Raw genomic sequence first — 9,637 nt, 5'->3', positions numbered from 1 at the left:
CGCCACCCCCCCGGGCGCCCCCCCGCCCCCCCCCCCCCCGGCCCGGCGGCCCCCCCCCGGGGGGGGCCCCGCCCCCCCCCGCCCCCCCCCGGGGGGGCCCCCCCCCCCCGGCGTCCAGGGCGCTTCTGACGGATCTCCGCGGAGGGGGAGCGCCCTGGGGCCTGTCGGCGAACTCCCTCCCCCAGGCCCCGTCCGGGAGGTGCCCCGACCCTGCGGGCGGACGGCGGGAGTTCGACGACAGGCCCCGGCTCCACCCCGGCGCAACGGATTCCGTCGTGTTGCACGGGCCGGTCGGCAAACCCTTGACGCCGCATGTCCTGGCGCTATTGGATCCCCCCTATTGAGCACACAGCCAATAGTGCTGGGGCCCGGCAGGCTCCGCTGCTTCCCGGGAGGACGCGATGGCGACCGAAGACCTGACGGACACCGCGGGCATCGGTGCGGGCGTGGCCGCTGACCAGGCCGGTCAGCTGGAGGCCCACGGCATCGACCACATCCCCGACGATGAGCGTCACGGCCGGCCCCGGCAGCTCTTCCCGGTGTGGGCGGCGCCCAACGTGAGCTATCTGAGCCTGGTGGTGGGCGGCGCCCTGATCCTCATGGGGCTCACGCTCGGTCAGGCCCTGGCGGTCATCGTGGCCGGCAACCTGCTGTGGGGGCTGACCGGTGTCCTGGCCGTCAGCGGACCGGCCGCCGGCACGACGGGCTCGGTCATCTCCCGTGCGATGTACGGGATCGTCGGGAACAAGGCCGTCATCGCGCTCACCGGGTGGCTGATCTCCGCAGCGTATCTGGCGCTCAACTGGTCCGCCGCCTCGGTCGCCGGGATCGGCCTGGCCGGGCGCATCGGAGCACCGGAGAGCCCGCTGCTCGATGCCGTGATCATCTGCGGGATCGCCGCGGCCACCCTCGTGGTCAGCGTGTACGGGCACGCCACGATCGTGCGGCTCTACGCCGTGCTGAGCGTCGCGCTCACCGTCGTGTTCGTGGTGGTCGGCGGATACGTGCTGGGGCACACCGACTGGTCGTACCACCCCGCTGAGCCGCTGCACGGCGGCCCGCTCCGGGTGGCGCTGGCCGGCGGCTTCGCGCTGATCGCCTCCACCCCGCTCTCGTACAGCAACAGCCCTGATCTCGCACGCTACTTGCCGCGCGGCAGCAAGCCGTTGGCGGTGGCAGGATGGACCGCGCTCGGGGCCTTCCTGCCGAGCGTGCTCTTCACCGGCATCGGTGCACTCGCCGCCACCACCCTCGACATGAGCGACCCGCAGGCGGCGCTGGAGAAGATCCTGCCGGGCTGGTTCGTCCCGGTGTTCGTCATCGCGGTCGTCCTCAACACCGTGGCCAACAACGGGCTGACCGCGTACAGCGCGGGCCTCACCCTCCAGTCGATCGGCGTGCGCCTGGGCCGGGTCACCGCCGTACTCGTCATCGGCGTGCTGGCCACCACGATGACGCTCTACGCCCTCCTCGTGTTCGACTTCCTGACCAGCGTGAACACCATGCTGGAGCTCGTCGTGGTGGTGACCGGGCCGTCCGTCGGCGTCTACGTCGCCGACATCTGCATCTGCCGCAACCGCTACGACGGCAGGCAACTGCTCGACGCGCGGCGCGGCGGCCCGTTCTGGTACGACGCGGGAGTGAACCGGGCCGGTGTGGCGGCGTTCCTCGCCGGTGCCGCCGCCGGGGTGCTGTGTGTCAGCACGAGCTTCTGGACGGGGCCGGTCTCCTCGCTGTTCGGTGGCGCGAACCTGTCCCTCGTCGGAGGTCTGGTGGTCTCCGCGGCTGTCTACTGGATGCTGGGCCGCACCCGGCGCCGCTCGGTGATCACCGCGCCGGGCACCTGACCACACTCACCGACTCCCTGTCCCTACGAGACCCTTACGAGAAGAAGGCCGTTCATGCATGCCGATGCCCTTGTCCGCGTGGCGCACGTCGAGACCCTCGACGACGCCCCCGGCCCCGCGCATTCCGCGTCGCAGGTCGTTGCGGTGCGCGACGGGCGCATCATCGCCGTCTGCGGCGAAGAGGTGGCCGTGTCCCTGCGCGGGCCCGCGACCGCACTGCACGACTTCCCGGGCGGCGTGCTGCTGCCCGGCCTGACCGACGCGCACGCGCACCCGGTGTGGGGGTCGATCGAGGTCGGCAGCGGCATCGACCTGTCCGGCGCCGGCAGCCTGGAGGCGGTGCTCGCCACCGTGGCGGACGCGCTGCAAGGCCGCCCGGACGACGCCTGGGTCACGGGATACGACCTCGACCTGAACCATTTCCCCGGCCCGCCGAGCGGCGCGGTGCTCGGGGAACGCTTTCCCGGACGCGCCGTCTCCTTGATGACCCGGGACGCGCACGCCCTCGTGGTGAGCCCGCGGGTCGTGGAACTCGCCGGTCTGACCGGGCGCGAGACGTTCGGCGACACGTCATCCGTCGAGGTCGGCGCGGACGGCAGGCCCACCGGCTACGTCGTCGAACTCCAGGCGATGGACCTGGTCTTCGCGCACTACCCCGAGGTCCCGGTCGCCACCGCCGCCGGATACGTCCTGCGGCAGTTGGAGACCCTGGCGGGCTGCGGCCTCACCGGGCTGCACGCGATGGACTTCACCGACCCCAGCGAACAGGTGTACCGCGCGATCGAGGCGGACGGCGAACTGCCGCTGCGCATCCGCTGTTCGCCGCTCGTCCCCGCCGACTCGGGCCCCGACGTCTGGCAGGCGGTCGCCGAACTCCAGGGGACGCACGGCAGGCGCTGGCGGGTCGAGGGTGTCAAGTTCATGCTCGACGGCACCGCGGACAACGGGACGGCCTGGTTCGACCGGCCCGACAGCCACGGCGAGAACGACACCTCGCTGTGGCACGACGTGGACGCGTACCGGAACGCCGTGCGCTATTTCGCGCGGCGCGGCATCACAAGCGCCACCCACGCCATCGGCGACCAGGCCGTCCGGGTCGCCCTCGACGTCATCGCCGCAGCGGGACCGGTCGCCCAGGGCCCGCACCGCATCGAGCACGTCGAGTCGCTGCCCGACGACCTCGTCGGCCGCTTCGCCGAACTCGGCGTCGTCGCAAGCCTCCAGCCCGTGCACGGCACCCGGCACACCCGCGCGGACGGCAACGACAACTGGTCGCAGCGCATCGGCCCCGAGCGGGCCGCCCACGGCTGGCGCACCCGCGACCTGCTCCGCCACGGCGCGGTCGTCGCGCTCGGCTCGGACTGGCCCATCGGCCCCGGCGACCCGCGCATCGCGCTGGCCGACTGCCAGTTGCGCCGCCCCGTCGAAGCCCCCGGGACGCCGCCCGTGCAACCGGAGCAGGCCCTCACCGCGCGGGAGGCGTACGCGGGGATGACCCGGGCCACAGCCGAAGCCGCCGGCCGGCCGGGCGAGCTCGGCCGCGTCGAGCCCGGATACCTCGCGGACTTCACCGTCTTCGCCGCGAACCCCCTGCACCTGAGCCCCGAAGCGCAAGCCGCCAACACCGTCCTCGCCACGTCCGTCGGGGGCGCCCTGTACCGCCACACCACCACCGGAGGACGCTCGTGAGCACCCGGATCGACCGCCCCGCCGACCGCCTCCACATCGCGGTCGCCTCGCCCGACCCCTTCGCCCGCGGGGTCGCCCGCGGGGAACAGCTGCGCGACGTACTCGCCGGAGGAATCGCCGGGTACGACCGTTTCTTCCGGATCGGTGGCATCAGTCCGCAGCAGGTGCGCGACGACGCCGAGCGCACCCTCGACACGATCGGCGGGTTCCGGCCGCACGCGCGGGCCCAGATCGAAGGCATCGCCCACGGCGCCGGTGTCGACGTGCTGCGGATCGCCGCGCTCAACGCCCGCACCGAAATCCTCGCCCGCAGCGCCACCGTCCCGCCCGGCGAGTGCTCGACGCTCGTCCGCAGGACCGAGGACGCCGCCGACGGCGCCCCGCGCACCTTCGGCATCCAGACCTGGGACTGGCACGTCGAACTCAGCCCGTTCTGGCACACCCTGGAATCCCGCGGCGGCACCCACGACGTCGTCGGCCTCACCGAGCACGGCATCCTCGCCAAGATCGGCGTCAACAGCGCAGGTCTGGCACTGCACTTCAACATCCTCGGCCACCGCGAGGACGGCGCCGGCGGCATCCCCGTGCACGTCCTCGCCGCCGTCGTCCTCGAAGAGGCCGGCAGCGTGGCGGAGGCCGTCGAGATCGTCCGCAGCGCCCCGATCGCCTCTTCGGGCTCGTTCACGCTCTTCGACACCACCGACGCCGTGCTCCTCGACCTGAGCCCCGACGGCGTCTTCGCGCTCGAACCCGACAACGGCACGCTCGTGCGCACCAACCACTTCCTCACCCCGGTCCCGGCGGCCAACGAGAAGACCTGGCTCTACCAGCCGGACTCCGGCAACCGCTACACGCTCCTCCGCAAGCGCCTCACGGACACCGCCCCGCCCCGGTCCGCCGACGAACTCGTCCCCTTCCTCGTGTCGGGTGCGGACGAGGCCGCCCTCACCTGCCTCCCCGACATGAGCCTCCCCGAAGGGCAGCGGTGGGCGAGCCTCGCCACGGTCGTCCTCGAACCCGCTTCCCGCACCGCCCGCATCCTGGACGGCACCCCGGCGGACGCCGGCACCCGCCCCTGGCGGTACCTTCACGCCCAGGACAACGGCGGTCACGGGACCGCCACTTGACCAGAGGAAACCTGGAGGCAGCAGTGGCGAACGTCGTGTTGGTGCACGGGGCCTGGGGCGACGAGTCGGTCTGGGACGGAGTGACGGCCGCCCTCCAGGACCAGGGGCACCGGGTACTGGCCGTGCGGCTGCCGATGACCTCTCTGGAAGCGGACCTCGCGTGGACCAGGCAGCAGTTGGCGACCGTCGACGGGCCGGTGACGCTGGTCGGGCACTCCTACGGCGGCGTGGTGATATCCGCGGTCGCGCATCGGAGCGCCCAGGTCACCGCGCTGGTCTTCGTCGCGGCCTACGCGCCCGACGCGGCCGAGAGCAGCGTCACGCTCAACAGCCACGGCGGGGAGCGCCGTGGCCGCGCCGCGATCCGGTTCGGCGAGGACGGCTGGACGACCCTCGACCCCGGCCTCTGCGGGGAAGCGTTCGGCCCCGACCTCCCGGAGGCGACGGTCAAGGCGCTGGCAGCGTCCCAGCGGCCGACCCACCTCACGTGCTTCGCCACCCCCTCGGGGCCCGGCGCCTGGCACGACCTGCCGTGTGCCTACGTGATCTCCGCCGACGACCAGATCTTCGACCCCGGGCTCCAGCGGTGGCTGGCCGAACGGACGCACTCCACGGTCACCGAGCTGAACGCCGGCCACTTCTCCCAGATCTCGCGCCCCGACGAGGTGGCCGCCGCCATCTGCGCGATGCTGGGAGACGCGGACCCGGCCGGGGTCTCGACGGTGTGACGGGAGGTCAACTCACGTCTGTCGAAAGCCCTTTCCCGACCATGGAGCGCAGGTCGGCGATGCGGTATCCCCGGGCGTGGACGGCGTCGATGAGGCGCGGCAGCGCCAGCACGTCCAGGGCGGGCCCGTGTCCGTCGGGCGTCCCGACGTGCATCTGGATGATCTCGCCGGGTGTCAGGCCGTCCATGGCCCGGTCGACCGCCTTCCGGACGGTCATGCCGCGGGCCGTCCCGAGATAGCCGTTGGTGTCGGCGGTGAACTCGATGTCGGCGAAGCCCAGCGCGTTGACGTCGGCGATGCCCCGCGGCGTGGTGGCGCTGTAGGGGAAGCGGAAGAACGGCAGCGGCGTCGCCCCGCTCGCCCGGCGGATCGCCCGGTCCGCCCGCAGCACCTCCTCCGAGACCTCCCGTGTGGTGAGAGCGCCGAACCGGGGGTGGCCGTACGAGTGGTTGGCGACGCCGTGCTCGGCGGCCATCGCCCGCGCCGCCGCCGGATGGTGTGCGGCGAACCTGCCGGTGAGGAAGAAGGTGGCCGGTTCCCCCCGCTCGCGCAGCACGGCCAGCGCCGCGGCCACGCCGGTCTCGTCCCACGCCGCGTTGAACGTCAGCGCGACCACCCGCCGGGTGGTGGGCATCCGCCGGATCTCGGAGCCGAAGAGTTCTTCCACCGGCCCCGGAGCCCCGTGCGTGGGCGGCAGGGCGGCAGGCCGGGCCGCTGCCGGGGAGTCCGTCACCGCGGCGCTCGGTGCGGTCCGCGCGGGGCCGCCGGCCGGTACGGCTGCGGTCCCCGCGACGGTAAGCGCGACGGCGACCAGGCAGCGGAGGATGCATCGGTTCATACCTGGCCAACGCGCCGGTTCACGGAATGACACGGCCTCGGCGGCCGGGCGAACACCCCGCCGCCGCACCGGGGTTCACGGGCGTGGTTGCCGGGCCGGTGGCCCGAGGGGCCGCAGGCGTCACGTACTCCAGGGCGGTCGGCCGCCCGAGACCCAGCGGCCGAGAGCGCGGCCGTCGACCAGGCGCAGGGGGTGGTCGAGTTCGGCGTTGGCGCGCTGGGCGTCCTGGGTGAAGGCGCTGGTGGTGACGATGAGGGCGTGATCGCAGCGGTGGTAGGCGCGGTAGGTGCCGTTCACGGCATAGATGACGGGCGCTCCGACACGGTGCGACGGGGCGTAGCGCTTGCACTGGACGGCGATGCGGCGGCCGTCGGCGAGCTGGACGAGGACGTCCAGGGCACGGTCGTTGGCGCCGCCGGCGACGGTGGCGGAGCGGACGGCGGGGTCGCGACGGGCGAGGTCGGCGATGGCGTGCTCGAACTGCGTACCGGTCATGTGCTGGTAGGCGGCGATGCTGTGGGTGAAGTCCGCGCGGCCGGTGGTACGGAGCAGCGGCAGGCGGATGCGGCCGGTGCGGACGCGGCGGACGAGGACGGCGGCGGCCAGGGCCAGGGCCGCCACGATGCCGGTGGTGACGGGGAATTCGCGGATCGCGGCGAGGACGGTCACCAGGATGAGGACGGCGCCGATGGCGCGCTGGCCGGCGGCCTCACGCGTACGGCGGCGGGCGGTGCGGCGCCGGGGCCCGGTGGCGGGGCGGCGGGTGCCGCCGGTGCGGCGGCGTCGTGCCGGTGTGGCCATGCGTCGCCCGGGTGCGGTGCCCGGTCCGCGCGGCGGCCTCACTGGCCGGCGCCCGAGATGCCGTGCGCGAGCTGCGTCAGGAAGTCCAGGATTCCGTGCCCCACCGCCGTCGGGGCGATCAGCACCCCGAGTGCCAGCACGATGACGACGGTCAGCTTCTCGTCCCGCCGGCTCCTGGACTGCGTGCGGCGGCGCAGCCGCAGGAACACGATGACGGCGAGCAGTACCGCCAAGTTGATCGTCAGCAAGCGTCCTGACCTCCCGTCGGACCACGGGCGTCCGCGCCCGCACGGCGGGGACGCCCCTTCGGCCCTCTTGTGTAGCCGGAGCCGGGCGGCGCCGCGGCGGAGTTGCCGGTGATTGGCAGAAAGCCTGCCGGTGGCCGGATTCCGCAGGTGAACGGGTATGCGACGGCAGTCCGGACGGCCGCACGAAAGCAGCCAAGGGCCGCGGCGGTCCGTCCGGCGCCGCGTGCCCGACTCCCTTCCGGGCAGCGGGATTTCTCAGCTGTCTCAGATGTAGACGACGCGGACGACGGTGACGGTCAGCACCGTGGCGCTGACGTAGTAGCGGACGACGACGCCTCGGACGGTGGCCTCGCGGCGGTCGTCGTCGGCCTTGACCGGGGCGGATTCATGGCCGTACGGATCGGACGCCAGGCTCTGCATCCCGGTGTCGAAGGCGTTCTTCAGGGTGCGGGGCATCGCGTGGCGTGCCTGGTCGGCGGGCGGGGCGTACTGGACGCGGCAGCGGCTCACATCGGCTCCGGGCGGGAGCCGCCGGTGCCGGTGGCGCCGATGTCCTCGTCGCGTGCCAGGCGCTCGAAGAGTTCCTCGTCCTCGTCGTCGGCGCCGGTGGCGGCCAGGGCCCAGCGCACGAGGGCGGTGGGGAGTTCGGGTGCGGGGACGTGCGCGATGTCGCGGTCGAACTCGGCGGCGCGGCCGGCGTCCATGGTGTCGCGGATGGCCGCGATGGTGCCGGGAAGCTCCACGAGCCGGCCGCCGATGACGGTCTTGAGGGTGGCGTCCATGATGACCTCCTTGCCTCCGTACGCTACGCCCGCATCGCGCCGCCGTGCCCGGGAGTTGACGGGGCGGGCGCGCGGCTACGGACGGCCCCTGCCCGCCGCGTCGCCGGCCGTCGCCGACCGGTGGCCGAGCAGCCATATCGCCGCCGCTCCCCCGGCCAGTGCGAGGGCCGCGGCGAGCAGGAAGACCGCGTGCAGGGCCGTGGCGTACCGGGCGTGCGAGGTGCCTGCGCCCGTGCCCGGGACGTACTGGTGGAAGACGGTGCCGAGCAGGGCGATGCCCAGGGCGAGGCCGAGTTGGCGGGCGCTGTTGGCCGCGGCTGCGGCGACACCGCTGTGGGCCGGTGGCGCGCAGGACATGGCGACCGCGGGCAGGACCGGTGAGACCAGGCCGGCCCCCACCCCGGTGACGACGAGTCCTGGGAGCAGGGCCGGCCAGGAGGAGCCGGGGCCCACCGCGAGCAGGGCCAGGTTGCCGAGGCCGACGACGACCGTGCCGCCGCCGATGGTCCAGCGGGCAGGCATGCGGTGCAGGGTGCGGCCGGCGAGGGCGGAGGTGGCGAAGAAGGCGGCCGGTTGCACGGTGAGGACCAGGGCGGTGCCGAGGGAGCTGAGTCCGGCGCCGTTCTGGAGCCACAGGGAGAGCACCGGGAGGAAGCCGAAGGCGGCCAGGTAGTAGCCGCAGGAGGCGATGAGCATGCCGTCGAAGGCGGGCTTGCGGAACAGTGCCGGCGGGATCATCGGGGTGTCCGTGGTCCGCTCGATGAGGACGAAGGCGGCCAGCAGCGCGCCGCCGACGGCGAAGCCCAGCAGCGTCGAGGGGTCCGACCAGCCCTTTTCACCGCCGCGGAGGAAGCCGAAGGTGAGGCCGACGGCGGCCAGGGTGAAGGCGGAGATGCCCGGCCAGTCGATGCGGGCGGGCCTCCCGGCGTCGTGGGCCAGCACCTTGACGGACAGGGCGAGGGTGGCGGCGCAGACCGGGACCGCGCCGTAGAAGATCCACTGCCAGGACAGGAACTGGGTGAGCATGCCGCCGGCGACGTTTCCCACTCCGGCCGCCGCGCCCGCCACCGCGCCCCAGACGGCGAACGCCTTGGCCCGGTCGTCGCCGCTGTAGGTGAGGCCGATCAGCGGCAGCAGGGTGGCGAACATCGCGGCGCCCGCGAGCCCTTGGACGGCGCGGGCGACGATGAGCACCTGGACGTTCGGGGCCAGGCCGCAGGCGAGGGTGGCGGGTGTGAAGACGCTCAGCCCGATGACGTAGAGCCGCTTGCGGCCCAGGCTGTCGCCGAGCGAGCCCATGCCCAGCAGGAGGCCGGCCAGCGCGAGGGTGTAGACGTCGACGATCCACTGGAGCGCGCCGAAGTCGGCGTGCAGGTCCGTGGCCATCCGGGGCAGGGCCACGGTCGCGATCGTCGCGTAGACGAGCAGCAGGAAGGTGCCGAGGCAGGTGGCCACCAGCGGCAGCCACTTTCCGCGGTCCCGCCGGGGGCCGGGGGGCCGTCCCGGCAGGGGGTGTTCGACGGTGCCGGGGCGCGGGCCGGCCAGTGGGGAGTCCATGCGCTCACCCTGCTGTAATG

10 protein-coding genes are annotated in these 9,637 nt (G+C 73.6%); 4 read left to right on the top strand and 6 right to left on the bottom strand.

Going from position 1 to position 9,637, the window contains the following annotated elements; all coding sequences use genetic code 11:
• Positions 1-401: 401 nt before the first annotated feature.
• Genes ACIBK8_RS07870 through ACIBK8_RS07855 form a run of 4 tightly spaced genes read left to right on the top strand, consistent with a single transcriptional unit; the run spans position 402 to position 5,391 of the window.
• Complete coding sequence (locus tag ACIBK8_RS07870; protein ID WP_399040739.1) at positions 402-1,847, top strand: purine-cytosine permease family protein; 1,446 nt, start codon at positions 402-404, stop codon at positions 1,845-1,847.
• 54 nt (positions 1,848-1,901) lie between these two features.
• Positions 1,902-3,536 carry an amidohydrolase gene (locus tag ACIBK8_RS07865; RefSeq protein WP_399040738.1) on the top strand — a complete coding sequence of 545 codons (1,635 nt, stop codon included), beginning with the start codon at positions 1,902-1,904 and terminating at the stop codon, positions 3,534-3,536.
• On the top strand, positions 3,533-4,663 hold the full coding sequence (locus ACIBK8_RS07860; RefSeq protein ID WP_399040736.1) for a C45 family autoproteolytic acyltransferase/hydolase: 1,131 nt from the start codon (positions 3,533-3,535) through the stop codon (positions 4,661-4,663). The genes ACIBK8_RS07865 and ACIBK8_RS07860 overlap by 4 nt, the downstream gene beginning before the upstream one ends.
• Positions 4,664-4,686: 23 nt before the next feature.
• The gene (locus ACIBK8_RS07855; protein WP_399040735.1) at positions 4,687-5,391 is read left to right on the top strand and encodes an alpha/beta fold hydrolase; all 705 of its coding nucleotides are present in this window, start codon (positions 4,687-4,689) and stop codon (positions 5,389-5,391) included.
• Positions 5,392-5,398: 7 nt separating this feature from the next.
• On the opposite strand, the gene ACIBK8_RS07850 is transcribed toward ACIBK8_RS07855, so the two are convergent.
• The 6 genes from ACIBK8_RS07850 to ACIBK8_RS07825 form a co-directional block, all read right to left on the bottom strand.
• Positions 5,399-6,229, bottom strand: coding sequence for a polysaccharide deacetylase family protein (locus ACIBK8_RS07850; protein ID WP_399040734.1), 831 nt, complete (start codon positions 6,227-6,229; stop codon positions 5,399-5,401).
• Positions 6,230-6,349: 120 nt separating this feature from the next.
• Complete coding sequence (locus ACIBK8_RS07845; RefSeq protein WP_399040733.1) at positions 6,350-7,030, bottom strand: restriction endonuclease; 681 nt, start codon at positions 7,028-7,030, stop codon at positions 6,350-6,352.
• Between the two features lie 38 nt (positions 7,031-7,068).
• Positions 7,069-7,278, bottom strand: a complete 210-nt coding sequence (locus ACIBK8_RS07840) for a hypothetical protein (protein WP_393681051.1) — start codon at positions 7,276-7,278, stop codon at positions 7,069-7,071.
• Between the two features lie 264 nt (positions 7,279-7,542).
• Positions 7,543-7,734 (bottom strand): hypothetical protein, encoded by a 192-nt coding sequence (locus tag ACIBK8_RS07835; protein WP_399040767.1) that lies wholly within the window; start codon positions 7,732-7,734, stop codon positions 7,543-7,545.
• A 50-nt stretch (positions 7,735-7,784) separates the two neighbouring features.
• The gene (locus tag ACIBK8_RS07830) at positions 7,785-8,060 is read right to left on the bottom strand and encodes a hypothetical protein (RefSeq protein ID WP_399040732.1); all 276 of its coding nucleotides are present in this window, start codon (positions 8,058-8,060) and stop codon (positions 7,785-7,787) included.
• Positions 8,061-8,135: 75 nt separating this feature from the next.
• Positions 8,136-9,617: an MFS transporter gene (locus tag ACIBK8_RS07825; RefSeq protein WP_399040731.1), complete on the bottom strand. Its 1,482-nt coding sequence runs from the start codon at positions 9,615-9,617 to the stop codon at positions 8,136-8,138.
• Between the last annotated feature and the right edge of the window lie 20 nt (positions 9,618-9,637).

This window comes from Streptomyces sp. NPDC050161, assembly GCF_044460025.1.
Taxonomy (GTDB): Bacteria; Actinomycetota; Actinomycetes; order Streptomycetales; family Streptomycetaceae; genus Streptomyces.
The sequence above is the reverse complement of the archived record's forward strand: the minus strand, read 5'-3'. Positions and strand labels throughout refer to the sequence as shown.

What these genes read in the sequence shown, in the direction of transcription:
- ACIBK8_RS07870 (WP_399040739.1), top strand. Translation starts at nt 402, where the DNA reads ATGGCGACCGAAGACCTGACGGACACCGCGGGCATCGGTGCGGGCGTG.
- ACIBK8_RS07865 (WP_399040738.1), top strand. Translation starts at nt 1,902, where the DNA reads ATGCATGCCGATGCCCTTGTCCGCGTGGCGCACGTCGAGACCCTCGAC.
- ACIBK8_RS07850 (WP_399040734.1), bottom strand. Translation starts at nt 6,229, where the DNA reads ATGAACCGATGCATCCTCCGCTGCCTGGTCGCCGTCGCGCTTACCGTC.
- ACIBK8_RS07845 (WP_399040733.1), bottom strand. Translation starts at nt 7,030, where the DNA reads ATGGCCACACCGGCACGACGCCGCCGCACCGGCGGCACCCGCCGCCCC.
- ACIBK8_RS07835 (WP_399040767.1), bottom strand. Translation starts at nt 7,734, where the DNA reads ATGCCCCGCACCCTGAAGAACGCCTTCGACACCGGGATGCAGAGCCTG.
- ACIBK8_RS07830 (WP_399040732.1), bottom strand. Translation starts at nt 8,060, where the DNA reads ATGGACGCCACCCTCAAGACCGTCATCGGCGGCCGGCTCGTGGAGCTT.
- ACIBK8_RS07825 (WP_399040731.1), bottom strand. Translation starts at nt 9,617, where the DNA reads ATGGACTCCCCACTGGCCGGCCCGCGCCCCGGCACCGTCGAACACCCC.